The organism is Nocardia sp. JCM 34519.1 (genome assembly GCF_020361265.1).
In the GTDB taxonomy this organism is placed as follows: Bacteria; Actinomycetota; Actinomycetes; order Mycobacteriales; family Mycobacteriaceae; genus Nocardia; species Nocardia arthritidis_A.
In genome coordinates this window covers 194,715-214,696 of the sequence record NZ_JAIRBR010000012.1, presented here as the reverse complement: position 1 = coordinate 214,696, position 19,982 = coordinate 194,715, and the positions used below count along the sequence as shown (strand labels likewise).

The following is a 19,982-nucleotide window of genomic DNA, read 5'->3' as shown; positions in this document are numbered from 1 at the left end:
CGTCGCGCAGTTTCACCGCCACCACGTGCCACCGGAACTACCGGACCGTGCGGAAGAACTCCCGCACATCCTCGATCAGCAAATCGGGCGCCTCGAGCGGCGCGAAATGCCCACCGCGGTCGTATTCGGTCCAGCGGACGATATTGTGTTCCTGTTCGGCGATGGCGCGGATCGGGCGCTCACCCGCGAAATTCGCGGCCGCGGTTGGCACGCCGGATTTCGGCAGCCGCACACCCCACACGTTCGATTCCCGGTACACCCGGATCGAGGAGGCGAAGGTCTCGGTGAACCAATAGATCGCGACGGTGGTGAGCAGCGCGTCGCGGCCGACCGCGGCATCGGGAAATTCGATGTCCGGATTCGTGAAACGCTGGTAGATATCGGTCATCCAGGCCAGCATGCCGACCGGAGAATTGTGCATGCCGATGGCCAGGGTCTGCGGGTGCCCGGAATGCACCATCGCGTAGTCGTATCTCGTCTGGCTATTCGAACCGTTGAGTTCGGCCAGCCGCTCGAGATCGGATTCGCTGTATTCCACATCGGATTCGCCGCCGTCCCAGGACGGCAACGTTATCGGGCCGTTGAGATGGATGCCCGCGACCTGGTCCGGCGCGATCCGTCCCAGCTCAGCGGAGACGAACTGCCCGGCGTCGCCACCCTGCGCGCCGTATCGCTCGTAGCCGAGCCGGGTCATCAGCTGCGCGATCAGCCGCGCCCCGTTCTCCGTGCCCGCATCCCCGGCACGATGCGTCGGACCGGAGAAGGCGAAGCCGGGAAGCGATGGGATCACCAGGTGGAAGGCGTCTTTCGGATCGCCGCCGTGCCCGCGCGGATCGCTCAGCGGACCGATGACCTCCAGGAATTCGGTGAAGGTGCTCCCCCAGCCGTGGCTCAGCACCAGTGGTAGCGCATCCGGTTCCGGCGACCGCACGTGTACGAAATGCATTTGCTGCCCGTCTATTTCGGTGACGAACTGCGGTAGCTCGTTGAGTTCCTTTTCCACGGCGCGCCAGTCGTATTGATCGCGCCAATATTCGGCCAGCGAACGCAGATACGACACCGGCATACCGTAATCCCAACCGACGCCGGGCAATTCATCCGGCCAGCGGACACCGCCGAGCCGTGCGCGCAGATCGTCCAGCCGTGCCTGCGGGATCTCGATGCGGAAGGGTCGGATGTTCTCGTTGCTCATGAATACGACGCTAGAGGCCGCTTAGGACAGTCTCGTTCCTAACTGAATGGCAGAATCGAGATCGTGTTGGAAACCTCCGCGCGGCTGCTCAAACTGCTCGCCCTACTTCAGACCCATCGCGATTGGTCCGGTGCGGAGCTGGCCGAGCGGCTCGGCGTCACCGGCCGCACCGTGCGCCGGGATATCGACCGCCTCCGCGACCTGGGCTATCCGGTGCACGCGGCCCAGGGCACGGCGGGTTACCGGCTGGGCGCGGGCGCCGCACTGCCGCCGCTGCTCCTGGACGACGAGGAGGCGGTCGCGGTGGCGGTCGGGCTGCGCGGCGCGTCCGGCGGCTCGAGCGGCATCGAGGAGGCGTCGCTGCGCGCGCTGACCAAACTCGAACAGGTGCTGCCGCCGCGCCTGCGCCATCGGGTCCAGACGCTGCGGGCGGCGACCGTCCGGGTCGCGGCGCCGGGAGCCGCGGTGGACGCCGAGGCGCTGATGGCGATCGCCGAGACGGTGCGACGGCACGAGCGGCTCCGCTTCGACTATCGCGACCACAACGGCCGAACCGCAAGGCGCACAGTGGAACCGCACCACCTGGTCAACTTCGACCGCCAGTGGTATCTGGTCGCGTGGGACACCGACCGCGCCGATTGGCGCACCTTCCGCGTCGACCGGATGACGCCGAAGATACCGACCGGACCCCGCTTCTCGCCCAGGGAAATTCCCGAAGGCGATGTGGCGGAATATCTTTCGCGCAGACTCTCGGTACACGCCTGGCCGTTCCAGGCTACCGTTCGGCTGCCGGTATCGGCCGAGGCGGCCGCCGAACGCGTCTGGCCGGGTACCGGTGTGCTGGAGGCGATCGACGAGCACGGTTGCCTGCTGCGCGTCGGCGCGGATACGCCGTGGTCGCTGGTGTGGATGATCACCTCGGTGGATCTCGACTTCGAACTCGTCAGCGGGCCACCGGAATTGGTCGCGGCACTACGGGCGCATGCGGCGCGCTGCGCGGCCGCGGTGCGGAACGTACCGCACCGCTGACCCAATCGTGAGCGCCCGGCGCCGAACCGACCGCTCCTCAGGGCTGCCAATCGACTGCGGCAGCAAGGGTTTTCGCCTGCGCCTCGGCGGGTAACCGCCGCATCACCGCATTGCGCACCGCGACCGCGGGCCGCCAGGACAACTGCGCGATGGCTCCGATCTGTCGCGAACGAACACGTATCATCTGCGTACGCCGCAGGCGTTCGGCGTCGTACCGCGCCAGTCCGTTCCCGTCGGCCGCGATCCGTGCCAGCACCACCGCGTCCTCCAGCGCCTGACAGGCGCCCTGCCCGAGATTCGGCGTCATCGCGTGCGCCGCATCACCGACGAGCGCGATGCGTTCGGCCACATATGTTTTCAACGGCGGCAGGTCATATATGTCGTGTTTGAGCAGGTCTTCCTCGGTGGCCGCCGCGACCAGCGCGGGCACCGGCGCGGGCCAGTCCGCGAAGCGCCGCCGGAGCTCGCCGAGCCCGCCATCCTCCGCGCCCGCCGCCTTATTCGCTACGGCGAAGCAGTAGACCCGGCCATCGTGCAGCACGCCATAGCCGAATCGCTCGCCGGTGCCCCAGATCTCGGCGATCTCACCTACCGGCTCGGTCGGCGTGACCACCATCCGCCATGTCACATAGCCGCTGTAGCGGGGCTCGATCACACCGCATACGGCGCGGCGCACCACGCTCCGAATACCGTCCGCGCCGACGATCACCTCCCCTACCGAGGTGCCCGCGGAATGTTCCACGGTGCCGTCGGGATGCGCCCGCGTCACCGTGATTCCCGTGCGCAGCATGGATTCCGGAACGGCGGCGCGCAAGACCTCGTGCAGCTCGGCGCGGTGCATCATCTGCGGCAGGCCGTATTTCGATCTGAGCAGTGCCACGTCCGACCGGCTCAGCCAGTGCCCGTCGGTATCCCGGATCCCCGCAGCGCCCGATTCCCGTGCGGGCACCGCATCCGCGAGCCCGAGCGCGGCCAGCGCGCGAAGCCCGTTGGGCCACACCGACAATCCCGCACCGACCTCGCGGATCCGCGGAACCCGTTCCAGCACCTCCACATCCCAGCCCTGTCTGATGAACGCGACAGCGGTGGCCAAGCCACCGATACCGGCACCGACGATTATCGCCTTCGGCATCGCACCCCTCCCGGTGAACTCGCTCCTGCCGCCGACGCTACTCGCGCGAGCATTGCATTACTACACCTGTAGTGTGAATCACTACTTATGTAGTATCGGCACATGCCGACCAAACGCGACATCGCCCTGGACGCCGCGATCGAACTCCTCGGCACCAGGGGGCCGCGCGCCCTCACCCATCGCGCCGTCGACGAACTCGCGGGCCTACCCGCCGGGTCGACGTCGAACTATTTCCGCACCCGTGAGGCGCTGCTCATCGGCATCGTGGAACGGCTGGAACAGCACGACTACGCCTATTGGGAGGTGGACGGCAATGCGCCCGCTCCGCACACCGTCGATCAATTAGCGCACGCCGCAACAACTTTCGTCGAGGATATGATCGGCGCGAATCAGGCCAGCACCCTGGCCCGCTACGCGCTGCTGCTCGAGGTGCGGCACATGCCCGAGCCGCGGCTCGCACTGCGGCGCGGGCACGAGCGCATCGTCGACTGGGCGACGGCGATGCTCGGCGAATTCGGCGTCGCCGAGCCCCGCATCGCCGCCAAACAGTTGATCGACTATCTGGATGGCCTGATCCTGCACCAGCTCACCAGCCCGACAACGGATTTCGACGTCGCCGATGCGGTGAGCCGGATGGTCCGGGCGCTGCTCAGCTGACGATCGCGAAGAGCACGGCGGCCACCGCGAAGCTCACGACGGACAGCGCCGTCTCGAGCACGGTCCAGCTCTGCAGCGTCTGTTTGACGGTGAGGTTGAAGTATTTCTGGATGATCCAGAATCCGCCGTCGTTGACGTGGCTGAGGATGATCGAACCGGCCGCGATCGCCATGGCGATCAAGGCGATCGAGGCCTGCGAGTAGCCGTGCCCGGCCACCAGCGGCGCGACGATACCTCCGGTGGTCACGATGGCCACCGTCGCCGACCCCTGCGCGATGCGCAGCCCGCAGCTGATGAGGTAGGCGAGCAGCATCACCGGAAGTCCGGCGTCCGACATGGTATTCGCGAGCGCGGTGCCGATACCCGTTGCGGCGATGATCTTTCCGAAGAAGGCGCCCGCACCGACCACCAGCAGCAGCATGCCGACCGGGCGCAGCGATTCGGCGGTGAGCGCGCTCAGCTCCTGCACGCTGGAGCCGCGCCGCACACCGAGCAGGTAGAAGGCGATGAGCACCGCGATGAGCAGCGCCACCGCCGGGGTGCCGAGGAAGGTCAGCACCTGCAGCAGCTGCGAATTCTTGTCCAGCAGTTGGGATCCGAAGGTGGCTCCGAGGATGAGCACCAGCGGCACCGCGATGATTCCGCCGATGGTCCACACTGAGGGCGCACCGCGTTCGGCGGTCCGCGCCGGTGCGGTCGCCGCGCCGGGACCGTCACCGTTGCCCTCCTTACGCACCAGGAATTCCTCGGGCACCTCGACCTGGATCCGCTTGCCGATCCAGGCGCCCCACACCAGGCCCGCGGCGATGAATCCCGGTATGCCGCAGATGAATCCCATCAGGATCAGCCAGCCGAGGCTCACCTCGAGCAGGCCGCCGATGGCCACCGGACCCGGATGCGGCGGCAGGAAGGCGTGCGTCATCGACAGGCCCGCCAGCATCGGCATGGCGTAGAGCACCAGCGAGCGCCCGCCGCGCTTGGCCGCCACATAGATCAGCGGGGCCAGCACGAAGATGCCGATATCGAAGAAGACCGGAATGCCGAAGATGAGGCCGAGCAGACCCATCGCGATCGGAGCGCCCTTGGGCCCGAACAGGTTCAGCAGCTTGCCGGTGAGAACATCGGCGCCGCCGGACCTTTCGAGGATGGCGCCCAGCACCGTGCCGAGGCCGATGATCACGGCGATATGGCCGAGGATGCCGCCGAAGCCGGTCTCCAGCAGCGAATCCCCGCTCTTGATCGCCGTGCCGACGATCTTGTTCACCGGTAGCCCGGCGGCCAGCGCGAGCGCGAGCCCGGTCAGCAGCAGCGCGATGAACGGCTCGAGCTTGATCTTGATGATGGCCAGCAGCAGTACGGCGATCGCCAGCCCGCAGAGCACGAGCAACCCGGGCGTCGAGGTGCGCAGCCAGTCGACAGTGGTCCCCATCGGGTACCCCTTACTTCATGGATCGAACGAAAGCGGCCGCGCGCGAGGCGATATCGGACCATCGGCCCGCGGCGACATCGGCGGGCGCCACGACATCGGTGCCCGCGGTGACGGCGACCGCCCCGTTGGCGAGGAAGTCGGCGGCATTGCCCGCGTTGACGCCACCCGAGGGGATGAGCGCCACATCAGGGAAGGGCCCGTGCAGGTCCTTCAGGTATCCGGGCCCGAGCGCGCGGGCCGGGAAGATCTTCACCGCGGCCGCGCCGAGATCGAGCGCCTGCAACACCTCGGTGGGCGTGAAAGCGCCCATGATGACGGGGATTTCGCGGGCGACGGCGACCTGGGCCACCTCGGCCCGCAGCCCGGGGGTGACCAGGAACCGCGCGCCGTTGTCGATGGCCGCGCGGGCCTGCTCACCGGTGAGCACGGTGCCGACGCCGAGCAGCGCATCGGCCGCCGCGCCCGCACGCTTCAGGTAGTCCAGCAGGCCCGGTGTGGTGAAGGTGAGTTCCAGGGTGCGGATCCCGGAGTGCGCCAACGCTTCCGCGAGCGCGACCGGATCCGGGATGTGCGGGGCGCGCACCACGGTGAGCACCCGGTCGGCGCGGATGATGTCGAGCGCCGTCGCTGCGGCGGTCATCTGGTCTCCTTTCGCGAGGCGTCCATGCGCAGCGAGCGGCCGGCCAAAATGCCGGTCGGCGTGCCGTTTTCGATGGCGAACCGGCCGTTGACCAGGACGTGCGCGATACCGCGCGCCCGCTGTTTCGGATTCTCGAAGGTGGCGGTGTCGGTGATCGTCGCCGGATCGAACAGCACGAGATCGGCCGCGTATCCGGCGCGGATCAGCCCGCGCTCGCGCAGCCGGAGTCGCTGGGCGGGACGGCCGGTCAGATGGTGCACGCATTCCGCCAGCCCGAGCACGCCGAGTTCGCGCACGTACCGCGCGAGGTAGCGGGGAAAGGTGCCCCACGCCCGCGGGTGCGGCCGGTCGCCGACCAGCAGCGCGTCGCTGCCGCCCATATGGCCCGGATCGGCCATGATGGCGCGCACGTTCTCCTCGTGACCGACGTGCTGAAGGATGGTGGTGGCCAACTGATCCCGGCGCAGCAGGTCGAAGAAGACCGCCACCGGCTCGGCCCCGCGCTCGGCCGCCAGCTCCGCGACGGTCTTGCCGACGGCGGAACGCAACTCGTCGTTGCCGACGCCACTGATCTGGATGGTGTCCCATTCGACGGTCACCCCGTGGCAGCCGTCGGATCCGTGCACGTTGACGTCCAGGGTGATTCGCGCGCGCTCGGCCGGATCGGCGAGCCGGGCCAGCGCGGCGTCCGGGCCGCCGGACATCGCCCAGCTCGGCAGCAGCGCCGAAAGTGTAGTGGACCCGGGCAGATACGGGTAGGTGTCGAGGGTGATATCGCAGCCGTCGGCGCGGGCCGCCGCGAGCAGCGCGAGGAATTCCGGTGCGCGGCCGCGGTTCACGCCGAAGTTCATGGTGGCGTGGGTCAGGTGCAGTGCGCAGCCGGTCGCGCGGGCCAGCCCGATCATTTCGGCGTACGCGTCCAGCGCGCCCTTGCCGTACGAGCGGGTATGCGGGGCGTAGAAGCCGCCGTATTCGGCCACCACCTCGCACAGCGCGGCCAATTCGCCGGTGTCGGCGTACATTCCGGGTGTATAGGTGAGCCCGCTGGACATGCCGACCGCGCCGTCGCGCAGTCCCTGCGCCAAAAGCTCACGCATGCGGTCGATTTCGGCCGTCGTCGCCGGGCGCTGCTCGGGGCCGACCACCAGCAGGCGCAAGGTGCCCTGCGGCACCAGGTAGGCCGCGTTCGGGGTGATGCCCTCGTCGAGCCGGTCCAGATATTCGGCGACGGTGCGCCAGGAGAAGTCGAGTCCGGCGGGATTGCCGTTCCACCCGGCGATCTGGCGGCGCAGCACGGCGAGTGCCGCCGCATCGATGGGTGCGTAGGACAGTCCGTCCTGCCCGATCACCTCGGTGGTGACGCCCTGGCTGATCTTCGGCAGATGCCCGGGCTCGGTGAGCAGGTGCAGATCGGAATGCGCGTGCATATCGATGAATCCGGGGGCGAGCACGGTGCCCGGCGGCACCTCGACGACGGAACGCCCAGCGGCGTCCAAGGTTCCGGGCGCGGCGAGCTCGGCGATCCGGTCGCCGCTGACGCGCACATCGCCGCGGAATCCGGGCGCACCGGTACCGTCGATGATGTCGATATCGCGAATCAATAGATCGGTCATGGCATTCCGGCTCAGAAGAAGGTGTGCACGAGATCGACGACGCGCGGATCCGCCGCGCTCGCGTCGTCGACGACCGGAATGAGCCGCCATTTGTCGAAGGCGGTACACGGATGCGAAAGTCCGAGTCGCAGCACGCTGCCTATCGGAACGTCGGCGGTGTCGCCGCCCGGCAGCCGCAGGAAAGCGTGCTGATCGTTGAGCGCGCTCACGGTCGCGGCCGGATTCAGCACCGCCGTTCCAGCTCCCACGAGCAGCTGCGGCGCGGGCAGGCCCTCGTCGAACGGGAAGTCGCGCTTTCCCGCGTCGAGCAGCGCGAGCTCCGGTTCGGGCCGGGAGACCGTGCGGGCCCAGCCGTGCATGGCCGAGCGCAGTCGCCCGGCCAGCGGCGAGATACCGGCGTAGAAGCCGTCGTCGTGGATGATGTAGGCGCCGGAGCGCAGCACCACCGTGGTCGGAACGCCTTGTGCGCCTTCCTCGTCGGCGAGTTCCGCCAGGCCCTGTACGACCAGATCCGGATAGGAGCTGCCGCCCGCGGTGACGACGGCGGCGTCGCGGTACCAGCCGCGCGCCGCGAGTTCGCGGTGCAGGCGCGCCATTTCGCCGAGGTAGTGGCGGATGGTGTCGATCGCGGCGGTACCGCGGTCGTGGCCGAGCGCACCCTCGTAACCCGCGATCCCGGCCAGCTCCAGCCGTGCGGATTCGGTGACCGCCCCGGCCACCTCGAGTGCGGCCTCGACGCTGCGCGCACCCGTACGGCCGTGCGGCCCACCGAGTTCCACGAGCACCCGCACCCGGCACGGCGCATCGCTCAGGTGCCGGTCCATCCATCGCACGGTATCGACCGAGTCCACCCAGCTCACGAATTCGAATTCCGGATCGCGCGCCGATTCCGCCGCCACCCACCGCAATCCGACCGGGTCGACCAGCGCGTTGGCCAGCAGGACGCGCCGCACTCCGAAGGAGCGGGCCACCTGCACCTGCCAGGGCGTGGCCAGGGTGATACCCCATGCGCCCGCCTCCAGCTGCTGGGCCCAAAGTTGCGGTGCCATCGTGGTTTTCCCGTGCGGTGCGAGCCGAACGCCGTTGGACCGCGTCCAATCCGCGTACACCGCGACATTATTCGCGACGGCGGCCCGGTCGATGGTGAATACCGGGGTGACCAGATCAGCCAGACGTGGTGCCGTGGCCAGGAATTCGCGCACGGTGCGACCCCAGGCCGCGGGCGGGAGCCCCTTGTGCTCCGGACCCAGCGTCCGACTGTCCAGTGCTGCAACGACTTCCTTGTCGATCGCCACGGCCGATCCTTCCCGCGGATACACACCCGCCGAGCTATAGCCTCCGTGCATTGCATAATATGCAATCAGTGTTGCACATCGTGTTTGGTGTGGTTATTCTGCACGTACTGTCCGATTACCGCAAGCGACGGAAGGAGTTCGGTGTGACGCGGCATACGTCGCTACGGCCCCCGGGGATGGCAGGCGGCGACGTCGACGGGTCCGAGAGACGGATCGCGGTGACCGTGGGCGAGGGCCTCGCGGTACTGGTGGCACATCCCGGCCCGCTGGAGGATTCCGAGACCTTCGAGCGCACGGCGGGCGGTGCGGAGGCCAATGTCGCAGCGGTCCTGGCCCAGCTCGGCGTCGACACCGCCTGGATCTCCCGGGTCGGCGACGACGGCTTCGGCCGGTATCTCATCGGAAATCTCGCGGCGCAGGGCGTCGACGTCTCCGCGGTGGTCGCCGATCCGGCCCGCGCCACCGCGGTGTACGTCAAAGAGCGCGGCAGCGGCTCCGGCAAGGCCACCGATCTGGCCGAGCAGCAGAGCCGAATGCTGTACTACCGCACCGGATCCGCGGCCAGCGCACTGTCCGCCGCCGATTTGTCCGCACCCGCCGCCGCGCAGCTGCTCGACCGCTGCCACCTGGTGCACTTCAGCGGTATCACCACGGCGCTTTCGACCTCGGCCACCGAACTGACCGACGCGCTCATCGCCCTCCCGCGCCGCGGCAGGCTGGTGAGCTTCGACCTCAACTACCGGCCGCGACTGTGGGCGGGCCGCCGCGAGCAGGCCGCCGACGTACTGGCCCGCCAGGTGCGCGGCAGCGATGTGGTGTTCATCGGCGCCGACGAGGCGGGCGAGGTATTCGGCACCGACGATCCGGACCGGCTGCGCGCGCTGTTCCCGGAACCGGGCAGCCTCGTCATCAAGGACGACGCCAACGCCGTTATCGGATACGAAGGCGCACAGCGCGTTTCGGTGCCCGCGCTGCGGGTGGAGGTGGCCGAGCGGATCGGCGCGGGCGATGCCTTCGCCGGCGGCTACCTCGCCGCGCTGCTGCACGGCCGTCCGCTCGAACAGCGCCTGCGCTACGGCCACCTGTGCGCGGCGGCGGCACTCACCGGAACCGGGGACGCCGCGAGGCTACCCGCGCCGGAGGTGCTGGCCGCGCTGGCGGCCGTCGACGAAAAGCAATGGACCAGTATCGATTACGCCGCCGCCGTCACGGGTGGCGCCGTGCTTTCCGACCCGGCATGCGATAAGGCTGAGATATGAGTCAAAGTCTGCTGCGCGCACTCACCATCCTCGTCTCGCTGGGCACGGACACCCAGTCGCTGGATCAGCTCGCCGCCCAACTCGGCGTCCACAAATCCACCGTGCTGCGGCTGCTGCAGACCATGGAGTCCGAGCGCTTCGTCACCCACGACAGCCAGCACCGCTACGCACTCGGCTCCCGGCTGTTCGAACTGGCGAATCAGGCGCTGGAGCACCGCGATGTCCGCGCCCTCGCCCGCCCGCATCTGGCCAAGCTGAACGCCCAGACCGGGCAGACCATCCATCTGGCCACCTACGAATCCGGCGATGTCATCTACATCGACAAGATCGATGCGATCCACAGCGTGCGAATGTATTCCAGGATCGGACGGCCCGCTCCGCTGCACTGCACGGCCGTCGGCAAGGTGCTCGTCGCGGCGCAACCGCCCGCCGAGCGCCGGGCCATCGCCGACCGGATCGACTACCACCCGTTCACCGAGCGCACCATCCGTACCCCCGAGCGATATCTGGCGGAGCTGGAAATGGTTGCCGCACAAGGTTATGCGGAGGATCACGAGGAGCACGAAACCTTCGTCAACTGCATCGGCGTCCCGGTGCGCAACGGCACCGGCGCGGTGATCGCGGCGGTGTCGATGTCGGTGCCGGACATGCTGCTCGACCACGACCAGGTGCTCGCCGCACTCCCCCAGGTGCGCGCGGCCGCCGACGCCATCTCCATCGAACTCGGCTGGACCGCAGGCCGGGACACCACCACGAAAGGCTGACCATGTCGGAAAAGATCGCTGTCCGTACCGAACTCGCGCCCGCACCGGCACACACCTTCTCCCAGGGTGTGCGCAAGGGCCCATTCGTCCAGGTCTCCGGTCAGGGTCCGGTGGATCCGGCCACCAACCAGTACCTGTTCCCCGGTGATGTTGCGGCACAGACGATCCGGACCCTCCAGAACGTCAAGGCGATCGTCGATGCGTCCGGCGCCACCTTCGACGATATCGTGATGCTGCGCGTCTACCTCACCACCCGCGACGACTTCGGCCCCATGAACGACGCATACGGCGAATTCGTCGCCGCCAACACCACCGGCGACGTACTCCCCTGCCGCACAACGGTTTTCACCGGCCTCCCGCGCCCCGAAATGCTCGTCGAAATCGACGCCGTAGCCATCGTCGCGGAGTAGGTATTCCTTGGGCGGACTTCACTTTTCGGCGTTCGATCACATGCCGGGGTGGTAGCTCCGCTCGATGTGGCCGTCGAGGTCCTCGGGGTAGAAATAGACGGGCCGGAGGTTGCCGCTCGCATACCGTTCGACCTGGTCGGTGAAGTGTGGCGAGTCGGGGTGGCCGCTCTGGCCACCCTCTCGCACCGCCATGGCACGCAGCCTCGGCCCGAATTCCACGACCGCGACGAAGGTGTTGCCGCTGGTGCCGTAGTAGCGCTTGGTCGTGCCGCCATCCGGTGTCGGTTGGCGTTTCGCACCGTACGAGGCGAGGGACCCCCACGTCGCGGACACGAAAGGCACCGGCGTGCTGGGCTTCGTATCGTCGAAGGTCTGGTCGATCGCGTCGTCGAGGCGCTGAAATCGGTTGATCTCGCCCCATGGCACCTGCCAGCTGCCGAAATCCTGTGTGAGCCGCTCCATCGCCGCCTCGAGCGAGGCGAGTCGCCGCTCATCGGTGTCGTGCGGCCCCTCGGCGCAGAATATGGCCAGCGACGTCGCGGTCGAATCCGTCCCCCACCGATAGTCCCAGCCGCGCAGCAGGCCGATCGGCTCGGCGAGCTTCGCCTTTTGCGAATTGCCCTCGGGCAGTTGGTCCCACGCCGCGACGAGCTGCGGGATGACCCCGCGCACCGGCTCCCCGTCACCCGCATCGGGGGCGAAGGCGGGGATGTGGGAATCAAAGGCGGTGTCGCGCAACGTCTGTGGGGTGAAGACCTGCTGCGCGCTCAGCAATTCGACGGCATGCGGCCCGCGTTCGGTCTCGCCGACCTGATCGAAATACCGTGGATACTTGGTGGATTCGGGACTCGCCGGGCCCGCGCAGGTCCAGGGCCAGTTGTTCGAGTTGAACACCCAGCCGCTCCCCGGATTCACCGCCTGCGGCATATCCTCGAGATTGTGCAGCCCCTGCCAGTCGGTCGCCGGATCACTGCCGTCGACGGGCTTCCGGTAGTCGAAGCGATCGTCACGGATCGGCATGAACTGCGGCATCAGGAAGGCGATGGTGCCCTTCGAATCCGCGAATAACGTGTTGTTCGAGCTGTTGGCCTTGAATTCCGCCACCCGAATGTATTCCGCGTAATCCCTTGCCTTGGTACGTAAATAGCTTTGCTGCAGCGCCGCCACGGGCTTGTTCATCAGCGCGAACGCGATCCATTTGCCATCCGCCTCGCCGACGATCGGGCCGTGATGCGTCGCGAAGGTGGTGAAACCGCGATCGGCCTGCCCACCATTGGCCGTGCGATAGGTCAAGGTGATCGTCTTCGTGGTCACCGGCCGCGACTCGGCGCCGTACCGGTAGGTGAGGCCGCCATCGGTCGCCGTCACGATCGTCTCGGCGAACTCGTCGACGTTATCGGCGCCGGTCGAGGTGTGCATCCAGCCCACGTTCTCGTTGAAGCCCTGGTAGATGAAGAACTGCCCCCAGGTGGCCGCACCGTAGGCGTTGAGCCCTTCGCCGCTGGTCACCTGCTGTTCCGAGCGAAAGTAGAAGGTGGTGTGCGGGTTGATCAGCAGCAGCGCGTTGCCGTCCCGAGTGCGGCTCGGCGCGATCGCGATGCCGTTCGAGCCGGTGGGTTCGCGCGGCGGCCCGGATCCGGCATCGGTGGGCGCCGCTCGGTTCTCGTAAAAGGCCTGCAGTCGGGTGAGCGACGCTCGCGTGATGTCGCCGCCGATACTGCCCTCGGTGAAGCTCAGCGCCATCCAAGGCTCGAATCTCGTCAGCACGCGCGGTTTTACCGCAGGGTGCGTCGCGAGGTAATAGTTCAGCCCGTCCGCCCAGGCCTCCATGAGCTCGCGTAACCATGCCGGGCAACTCGGATAGAGATCGTTCTTCAGCGCCTCGGGATCGACGAACAGCCGCTGACGCAGGTCCTGCCAGATCGCACCCTCGCCCTCGGCCTCGGCGAGCCGGCCGAGGTTGGTCAGATAGTTGGTTTCGATCCGGTTGAAATCGTCCTCGGCCTGCGCATACATCATCCCGAACACCGCATCGGCATCGGTCCTGCCGTAGATGTGCGCGATCCCCCAGTCATCGCGGGTGATCGTCACCTGCGCCGCCCGCCCGAGCCAGCGTGCGAAATCAGGCACGGTTTGTCCGGGATCGGCGGCCGCGCGACCGCCTGACAGGCTCGCCGCCATCACGGCCGCTCCCCCCAAGAACTGGCGTCGGCTCAGCCCTTCGTGCTGCACGATTTTCATAGTTCGGTTCCACTGATCGGTTGTCCGGCAACACTATCCGGCTCACCGCCCCAACGCACGCGCAAGCCGCTCGCGCACGGGCCGGATATGCCGCCGCCAACCGGAATTGCCGCTGCTAACCCGAATTGCCCTAACCCGAATTGCGCAGTGCCGTGGCCAAACCGTTCATGGTCAAGAGGATTCCGCGCTTGACCAGTTCTGAATCGTCGCCCGCGCGCAGTCGTTTCAACAGCTCCACCTGCATCTGGTTGAGGGGTTCCAGGTAGGGGAAGCGGTTGTGGATGGATTCGGCGAGGGATGGGTTGTCGGCGAGGAGGTGGTCGTTGCCGGTGATGGCGGCGTGCATGCGGACGGTGCGGGCGTGTTCGTCGCGGATCATGCCGAAGATGTGCTCGCGCAAGGCGATATCGTCGACCAGTTCGGCGTAGCGGGCGGCGATGTCGAGGTCGGATTTCGCCATCACCTGCGCCAGGTTCGAGAGCACGGTGCGGAAGAACGGCCAACGGCGGTACAGCTCGGACAGCCGGGCCAGCCGCTCCGGATCGCTGCCGACCCACTCCTCGAGCGCCGTTCCGGTGCCGTACCAGCCGGGCAGCATCACCCTGGCCTGGCTCCAGGCCATCACCCACGGGATCGCGCGCAGATCGGATACCGAACTGGTGGGTTTGCGGGATGCCGGGCGGCTGCCGATATTGAGGTCGCCGACCTCGGCCACCGGAGTGGACTGCCGGAAATACTCGACGAATCCGGGTGTTTCGTGCACGAGGCGGGCGTATGCGGCGCGGGCGCGGGCGGCCAGCTCGTCCATCAGCTCGTAGGACGGTTCGGCGTCCGCGCCGAGACCCTCGACGTCGAGCAGTGTCGATTCCAGTGTCCCGGCGATCAGCGATTCCAGATTGCGAAGTGCCGCACCGGGTTCGGCGTATTTGGCGGCGATCACCTCACCCTGTTCGGTGAGCCGCAGCGATCCGCGCACCGCCCCGGCGGGCTGCGCGAGGATGGCGTCGTAGCTGCGCCCGCCGCCGCGACCGACCGTACCGCCGCGACCGTGGAACAACCGCAGCCGAAGGCCGATCTTGCGGGCCACCTCCACCAGATCCAGTTCGGCCCGGTACAGCGCCCAGTTGGCGGCCAGATACCCACCGTCCTTGTTGGAATCGGAGTACCCGAGCATCACCTCTTGACGCATTCCCTTGGCCGCCACCAGATCTCGATACACCGGCACCTCCAGTGTCGCGGCCAGCGTGGCGGCGCCCGCACGGAGATCCTCGATAGTTTCGAAGAGCGGCACGATGCCGACCGGACAGCTCGGCGACGCGTCCGGCCCGCTGCCCGGATCCAGCAGCCCGCCCTCCTTCAAGAGCAGTGCGGCCTCCAGCATGTCGCTGACCGAGGTGCACATGCTGATGATGTAGTTCGGTACCGCGGCGGCGCCGAGGGTGTCCACCACCTCCTTCGCGGCGCGGACGATGCCGAGTTCCTTGGCCGCCAGCTCGCTGAGCCGGGCGTGCGGGCCGAGCAGCGGGCGACGGGTGCGCAGTTCGTTCGAAAGCAGTTCCACCCGTTGCGCTTCCGGCAGTCCGGCATAGTCGTCGTGCACGCCGGCCCAGGCCAGCAGTTCGGCGACGACCTGCTCGTGCACCTCCGAGTTCTGCCGCATATCGAGGCTCTGCAGGTGGAAGCCGAAGGTTTCGATCGAATGACGCAGCGCCGCAAGGCGATCGTCGGCGAGTAGGCCGTCACCGCTGGCCCGCAGCGAGGCGTCGATCGCGTCCAGGTCGTCGAGCAGCGCCTGCGGATCCGTATACGGTTGGGCGGCAGGCGCGTCCGGCAGGCCACCAGGTCCCGTCGTCGGCACGACGAAACCTTTTGCGCCGCTGGTGCGCTCGTCTCCCGACACCGGGATGCCGCCGAGCGCGCGCTGCGCCGTCGCCCTCAACTTCGATCGGATCCCGTGCAGCGCACGGCGATACGGTTCGTCCGCGTGCGGCGCCGGATCGGTGTATCCGGCGGCCGCCAGCGCCGCGACCTCGAGCGTCACCGGCACCAGACGCGCCGACAGCGCCAGCGATTTCTCCAGTTCGACCAGCTCGCGCAGATAGTGCCCGAATGCGACGGCCGATGCGGAATACGCGGCCTGCCGCACGACTTCGGCTGTCACATAGGGGTTTCCGTCGCGGTCACCACCGATCCAGGAGCCGGGCCGCAGCATCGGCCGCGGCAGCAGCTCCACGCCGGGCCAGCGGGACCGCAGCGCCGCGCGCACCTCGGCGTTGATTCGCGGGATCACCTCGAGCAGCGTGAGATCGTAGTAGCGCAGCCCCACCGCGATCTCGTCCTGGATCCGCAAGCGCGCCAACCGGATCAGCGCCGTTCGCCACAGCGTGAGAACCTGCCCGCGGATCCGCGATTCCAACTCGCCGCGCTCACCCTCCGGATACCGCTGGCGCAGCCGCATCAGCTCGGTGATCCTGGTCTGCACGTCGAAGACGCTGCGGCGGCGGGTCTCGGTGGGGTGCGCGGTGATCACCGGCGACACCAGCGCGTCGGTGAGCAGATCGGCCACCGCGTCGCCGTCGAGTTCGGCCGCGTCGAGTTTGCGGTAGGTGGCGGCCAGCGAGGAATCCTGCGGCGGCTCGCCCGCGGCGATGTGCGCGGCCCGCCTGCGGTCGCGCTGGATATCCTCGGCCAGATTCGCCAGCAGCACGAAGTGGCTGAACGCGCGGATCAACGGCAGCGCGACCGCGATGTCGACACCGTCGAGCATCCGCGCCACCGCGCTGCGCCCGACCTCCTCCCGGCGCACCCGGAACGCCTCGATCCGCACCCGCTCGATCAGGTCGAATACCTCGGGGCCCTCGTGGTCGCGGATGGTGTCGCCGAGTACGCCGCCGAGGAACCGGATATCGTCGCGCAGCGGCCGGATCGCGTCCTGCTCGGTCTCGATTCTCGATTCGCCCATGTAACAGACCCTATTGCGGGCCCGGCGCGCTCGGTATGCGACCCCGCCCACATCCGGCTATCGCTTCGGCCAATGCCAGGCGGGCGCGTCCAGGATTCCTTGTTCGGCAACGGTTGTCGCGCCGTTCTCCTTGACGAGTTCGATGGTGTGCGGTTCGACCTCGCCGTGCGCCATCGCGTTGATCAACGGCTGCGAATGGGTCACCACCACGATCTGCGTCTCGCGGGCCGCGGCGGCGATGAGTATGCCGAGCGGAATCAGCAGTTCCGGATGCAGGCTGGTCTCCGGTTCGTTCAGTACCAGCAGCTCCGGCGGGCGGGGTGTGCACAACGCGGCGACCAGCAGCAGGTATCGCAGTGTGCCGTCGGATAATTCGGCGCTGTCCAGCGGACGGTGCAGGCCCGGCTGGTGCAGGGCCACCGCGAACCGGCCGTCCTGGTTGACGATATCGATCTCGCTGCCCGGAAACGCGTTATCGATCGCCTGCCGCATGCCGTCGGCATCGCCGATCTCGCGGATGGTCTGCAATGCGGCGGCCAGATCCGCGCCGTCGTGTGCCAGCGCCATGGTGCGGGTGCCGACCTGCGGCGAACGGGCCGGCGCGTCGGCATCGGTGCGCAGATGATCGTAGAAGCGCCATGAACGCATCCGTTCTCGCAGCACCAGCAGGTCGGGTGCGTTCTGCGGGTCGGCGAGTTCGCTGAGCATGCTGTCGAACGACTTCATCGGATGCGGCACCATCGACCAGCCGCCTTCGCCGCCGCGCAATCGGACCACCGGCCCGCCGCGCTCGGCCAGCATTGTCGACGGCCGCAGCACCGGACCGGCCCACACCGCCTCGGCCTTGATCTCCGGATCCCGGTTGAACATAGATGGCAGATCGCGCGTGTAGCCGGTGGGGACCGGTATTCCGAGATCGACCGCATAACCGAAGTCGTCGCCGCCGAAACCGACTCGAAGCCCGAGCGATTCATTGCGCGCCGTGCGGCCGGGCCCGGCCCACAGCGTGGAATCCAGCCCGCCCTCCCTGGCCAGCGTGGCCACCGCGCCGTTCCCCGCGCAGTTCGCCAGCAGCCGCAGCACCCGGTACATACTCGATTTACCGCTGCCGTTCGCCCCGGTGACGACCGTCAACTGCCCGAGCGGCACCACCAACTGCCGCAACGACCGGTAGTTCTGCACGGCGAGGGTGGTGAGCATGGCCCCAGGCTATCCGCGAGCTATGACAATCCGCCGGTTCACAGCTCCCGCAACACCCGCGCCGGATTACCCGCAGCAAATATTCTGGGCGGAAGGTCCCTTGTCACCACGCTGCCCGCGCCGACCACCGTATCGTCGCCGACGGTCACCCCGGGACAGACGATCACCCCGCCGCCGAACCACACGTTGTTCCCGATCCGGATCGGCGCCGCCGACTCCCAACGCTGCCTGCGCAAGTCGTGCTCCGTCAGCGGATGCAGCGCGGTCAGCAGCTGACAGCGCGGCCCGATCGATACGTCGTCACCGATGACGATCGGCGCGCAATCCATCAGGATCGCATCGTAATTGAGGAAACTGTTCGACCCGATCTCGATGAGATATCCGTAGTCGCACTGGAATCGGGGCATGATCCACGATCCGTCACCCAATTTGCCCAGCAGGCCGCGCAATACGGCATCGCGCCGCTCGGTTTCCGCCGGACCCAGCCGGTTGAACTCGTCGCACAATTGCTGCGCGCGCAGCCGCTCGGCCACCAATTCCGGATCGCTGTCCCGGTACAACTCCCCGCGGAGCATCCGCGCCTTCTGTTCACCCACCGCGCCCAGCGTATACGCGCCGAAACGCCATGAGGTTTCGGCGAAAACCCGACGAAAGTGACGGCGGCGCTACCGAATCCGCCGCCACCTCCGCGTTAGCTGACGACCCGGTGTTCGGCCGAGAGCCGGTGGAACAGCACCTGCTCCAGCAGCGCGACCAGCACATCCTTCACCGATTCCCGTTGCCGGGCATCGCAATCCAGCACCGGAATCCACTCGTCGAGATCGAGCGCCTCGCGCACCTCGTTCAGGTCGAACTGGGCCATACCGTCGAAACGGTTGACCACCACCACGAACGGGGTGTTCTTCTCCTCGAAGTAGTCCAGCACCGGGTAGCAGTCCTCCACCCGGCTGGTGTCCACCACGATCACCGCGCCGAGCGCGCCGTCCACCAGGTCGTCCCACAGGAAGACGAACCGGTCCTGGCCCGGCGTGCCGAACAGGTACATGATCAGCGAGCTGTCCAGGGTGATACGACCGAAGTCGAGCGCGACCGTCGTCTCGGTCTTCTCGGCGCGCCTGCCCGGGTTGTCGATGCCGAGCGCGACCTCGGTCATCGCCGCCTCGGTGACCAGCGGCTCGATCTCGGAGATGGCCCCGATGAATGTCGTCTTCCCGACGCCGAAACCCCCGCTCACCACGATCTTCACCGAAGAAGGCATGGGGCGTTCGACCTCGGGCGTGCGATATTCAGAGTGCCCGTACAAGGTCCCTGATCCTCTCGATGGCTGCGGTGGATAGCTCCGGCGCGTCGCGCACCGTCACGTGCCCGGCCGCCGCGAGATCGCTCACGATCACTTTCGCGACGCCGACCGGAACATGAAGCGCCGTACCGATTTCGGCGATGGAATGCGGTTTCTGGCACAGCTGCACCACGGTCCGCTGCTCGAACTGCAGCGGTGCGGACAGCGCCGCGGGCGGTGCGTGCACCAGGGTTTCGATCCGCAACCCGTCCATCAGCGGGATGGTGCGGCCTGCCGTCACGACGAAGGGCCGGACGAACCGGTCGGCGGGATCGTCGACCGGTTCCGGCTCCTCGTTGCGCTGCACCGGCTGATCGCCGCCGAACCAGCCGAAACGTGGCGGCGGGGGGATCATCCGCGGATCCGGCACCCGTGGCCGGTCTGGATCTCTCATCTGCGTAACGTCTCTCTGAGTTCCGAGATCAGTGCCGGATCGAGCAGCGCACCGGCCCGTTCGGCGAGCACGGCCATCTCGTAGCCGACCAGTCCGACATCGCAACCGCCGTCGGCGATCACGCCGAGGCAGCTGCCGTCACCGAGCGCGGAAACCAGCAGGAAGCCGCGCTTCATCTCGATCATGATCAGCTTCAGCCCGTCGAACTGGTAGCTGCGTGATGCGCTCTTGGCCAGGCTGGCCAGGCCGGACACCATGGCGGCCAGCCGGTCCGCGCCGGTGCGGTCCAAACCCTCGGACATGGCGATCAGCAGCCCGTCGGAGGAGACGGCGACGGTGTCGCGGACACCGTCGGTGTTGCGCACGAAGTTGGCGAGCAACCAGTTGAACGTGTGCGGGTCGGCACTCTGTAAATGGGGGGTCACC

The 19,982-nt window shown here is 67.7% G+C and carries 18 protein-coding genes; 5 read left to right on the top strand and 13 right to left on the bottom strand.

Annotated elements, in window-relative coordinates; genetic code table 11:
• Positions 1-37: 37 nt before the first annotated feature.
• A complete protein-coding gene (locus LGY53_RS27285; protein WP_225729564.1) occupies positions 38-1,192 on the bottom strand; it encodes an epoxide hydrolase family protein in 1,155 nt (384 codons plus the stop codon).
• A 63-nt stretch (positions 1,193-1,255) separates the two neighbouring features.
• Here LGY53_RS27285 and LGY53_RS27280 point away from each other — a divergent pair, with 63 nt between their 5' ends.
• On the top strand, positions 1,256-2,221 hold the full coding sequence (locus LGY53_RS27280; RefSeq protein ID WP_225729563.1) for a YafY family protein: 966 nt from the start codon (positions 1,256-1,258) through the stop codon (positions 2,219-2,221).
• Positions 2,222-2,258: 37 nt separating this feature from the next.
• Here LGY53_RS27280 and LGY53_RS27275 read toward each other — a convergent pair whose 3' ends face one another.
• Entirely contained in the window at positions 2,259-3,353 is a 1,095-nt protein-coding gene (locus LGY53_RS27275; RefSeq protein WP_225729562.1) for an FAD-dependent monooxygenase, read from the bottom strand.
• Positions 3,354-3,455: 102 nt separating this feature from the next.
• Here LGY53_RS27275 and LGY53_RS27270 point away from each other — a divergent pair, with 102 nt between their 5' ends.
• Positions 3,456-4,010, top strand: a complete 555-nt coding sequence (locus LGY53_RS27270) for a TetR/AcrR family transcriptional regulator (protein WP_225729561.1) — start codon at positions 3,456-3,458, stop codon at positions 4,008-4,010.
• Here LGY53_RS27270 and LGY53_RS27265 read toward each other — a convergent pair.
• From LGY53_RS27265 to LGY53_RS27250, 4 genes are read right to left on the bottom strand one after another with little or no spacing between them, the layout of a single operon-like run.
• Positions 4,003-5,439, bottom strand: coding sequence for a GntP family permease (locus tag LGY53_RS27265; RefSeq protein ID WP_225729560.1), 1,437 nt, complete (start codon positions 5,437-5,439; stop codon positions 4,003-4,005). The two genes, LGY53_RS27270 and LGY53_RS27265, sit on opposite strands and share 8 nt — an antisense overlap.
• A gap of 10 nt (positions 5,440-5,449) precedes the next feature.
• Complete coding sequence (locus LGY53_RS27260; RefSeq protein WP_225729559.1) at positions 5,450-6,079, bottom strand: bifunctional 4-hydroxy-2-oxoglutarate aldolase/2-dehydro-3-deoxy-phosphogluconate aldolase; 630 nt, start codon at positions 6,077-6,079, stop codon at positions 5,450-5,452.
• Positions 6,076-7,692, bottom strand: a complete 1,617-nt coding sequence (locus tag LGY53_RS27255) for an amidohydrolase family protein (RefSeq protein ID WP_225729558.1) — start codon at positions 7,690-7,692, stop codon at positions 6,076-6,078. The genes LGY53_RS27260 and LGY53_RS27255 overlap by 4 nt, the downstream gene beginning before the upstream one ends.
• Before the next feature lie 11 nt (positions 7,693-7,703).
• On the bottom strand, positions 7,704-9,038 hold the full coding sequence (locus LGY53_RS27250; protein WP_255664552.1) for an alanine racemase: 1,335 nt from the start codon (positions 9,036-9,038) through the stop codon (positions 7,704-7,706).
• 167 nt (positions 9,039-9,205) lie between these two features.
• Here LGY53_RS27250 and LGY53_RS27245 point away from each other — a divergent pair, with 167 nt between their 5' ends.
• Genes LGY53_RS27245 through LGY53_RS27235 form a run of 3 tightly spaced genes read left to right on the top strand, consistent with a single transcriptional unit; the run spans position 9,206 to position 11,420 of the window.
• Positions 9,206-10,246 (top strand): sugar kinase, encoded by a 1,041-nt coding sequence (locus LGY53_RS27245; protein WP_225729556.1) that lies wholly within the window; start codon positions 9,206-9,208, stop codon positions 10,244-10,246.
• Complete coding sequence (locus tag LGY53_RS27240; protein WP_225729555.1) at positions 10,243-11,010, top strand: IclR family transcriptional regulator; 768 nt, start codon at positions 10,243-10,245, stop codon at positions 11,008-11,010. The genes LGY53_RS27245 and LGY53_RS27240 overlap by 4 nt, the downstream gene beginning before the upstream one ends.
• Before the next feature lie 2 nt (positions 11,011-11,012).
• Positions 11,013-11,420, top strand: a complete 408-nt coding sequence (locus LGY53_RS27235) for a RidA family protein (RefSeq protein WP_225729554.1) — start codon at positions 11,013-11,015, stop codon at positions 11,418-11,420.
• Positions 11,421-11,456: 36 nt separating this feature from the next.
• On the opposite strand, the gene LGY53_RS27230 is transcribed toward LGY53_RS27235, so the two are convergent.
• From LGY53_RS27230 to LGY53_RS27200, 7 genes are all read right to left on the bottom strand, one after another.
• Positions 11,457-13,661, bottom strand: a complete 2,205-nt coding sequence (locus LGY53_RS27230; protein WP_225729553.1) for a penicillin acylase family protein — start codon at positions 13,659-13,661, stop codon at positions 11,457-11,459.
• 130 nt (positions 13,662-13,791) lie between these two features.
• Positions 13,792-16,623 (bottom strand): phosphoenolpyruvate carboxylase, encoded by a 2,832-nt coding sequence (gene ppc, locus LGY53_RS27225; protein ID WP_225729552.1) that lies wholly within the window; start codon positions 16,621-16,623, stop codon positions 13,792-13,794.
• 57 nt (positions 16,624-16,680) lie between these two features.
• The gene (locus LGY53_RS27220; RefSeq protein WP_225729551.1) at positions 16,681-17,823 is read right to left on the bottom strand and encodes an AAA family ATPase; all 1,143 of its coding nucleotides are present in this window, start codon (positions 17,821-17,823) and stop codon (positions 16,681-16,683) included.
• 38 nt (positions 17,824-17,861) lie between these two features.
• Positions 17,862-18,419: a sugar O-acetyltransferase gene (locus LGY53_RS27215; RefSeq protein WP_225729550.1), complete on the bottom strand. Its 558-nt coding sequence runs from the start codon at positions 18,417-18,419 to the stop codon at positions 17,862-17,864.
• 95 nt (positions 18,420-18,514) lie between these two features.
• Positions 18,515-19,060 (bottom strand): ATP/GTP-binding protein, encoded by a 546-nt coding sequence (locus LGY53_RS27210; RefSeq protein ID WP_374111243.1) that lies wholly within the window; start codon positions 19,058-19,060, stop codon positions 18,515-18,517.
• Positions 19,061-19,109: 49 nt separating this feature from the next.
• A complete protein-coding gene (locus LGY53_RS27205; protein ID WP_225729549.1) occupies positions 19,110-19,556 on the bottom strand; it encodes a DUF742 domain-containing protein in 447 nt (148 codons plus the stop codon).
• Positions 19,553-19,981, bottom strand: a complete 429-nt coding sequence (locus LGY53_RS27200) for a roadblock/LC7 domain-containing protein (RefSeq protein ID WP_120044852.1) — start codon at positions 19,979-19,981, stop codon at positions 19,553-19,555. Before LGY53_RS27200 ends, LGY53_RS27205 begins: the two co-directional genes overlap by 4 nt.
• Position 19,982: the final 1 nt, after the last annotated feature.

Bases quoted from the DNA above. Each gene is read 5' to 3' on its own strand.
- LGY53_RS27285 (WP_225729564.1), bottom strand. From the start codon at position 1,192: ATGAGCAACGAGAACATCCGACCCTTCCGCATCGAGATCCCGCAGGCA.
- LGY53_RS27275 (WP_225729562.1), bottom strand. From the start codon at position 3,353: ATGCCGAAGGCGATAATCGTCGGTGCCGGTATCGGTGGCTTGGCCACC.
- LGY53_RS27270 (WP_225729561.1), top strand. From the start codon at position 3,456: ATGCCGACCAAACGCGACATCGCCCTGGACGCCGCGATCGAACTCCTC.
- LGY53_RS27265 (WP_225729560.1), bottom strand. From the start codon at position 5,439: ATGGGGACCACTGTCGACTGGCTGCGCACCTCGACGCCCGGGTTGCTC.
- LGY53_RS27260 (WP_225729559.1), bottom strand. From the start codon at position 6,079: ATGACCGCCGCAGCGACGGCGCTCGACATCATCCGCGCCGACCGGGTG.
- LGY53_RS27255 (WP_225729558.1), bottom strand. From the start codon at position 7,692: ATGACCGATCTATTGATTCGCGATATCGACATCATCGACGGTACCGGT.
- LGY53_RS27250 (WP_255664552.1), bottom strand. From the start codon at position 9,038: ATGCACGGAGGCTATAGCTCGGCGGGTGTGTATCCGCGGGAAGGATCG.
- LGY53_RS27240 (WP_225729555.1), top strand. From the start codon at position 10,243: ATGAGTCAAAGTCTGCTGCGCGCACTCACCATCCTCGTCTCGCTGGGC.
- LGY53_RS27235 (WP_225729554.1), top strand. From the start codon at position 11,013: ATGTCGGAAAAGATCGCTGTCCGTACCGAACTCGCGCCCGCACCGGCA.
- LGY53_RS27230 (WP_225729553.1), bottom strand. From the start codon at position 13,661: ATGAAAATCGTGCAGCACGAAGGGCTGAGCCGACGCCAGTTCTTGGGG.
- ppc (WP_225729552.1), bottom strand. From the start codon at position 16,623: ATGGGCGAATCGAGAATCGAGACCGAGCAGGACGCGATCCGGCCGCTG.
- LGY53_RS27220 (WP_225729551.1), bottom strand. From the start codon at position 17,823: ATGCTCACCACCCTCGCCGTGCAGAACTACCGGTCGTTGCGGCAGTTG.
- LGY53_RS27205 (WP_225729549.1), bottom strand. From the start codon at position 19,556: ATGAGAGATCCAGACCGGCCACGGGTGCCGGATCCGCGGATGATCCCC.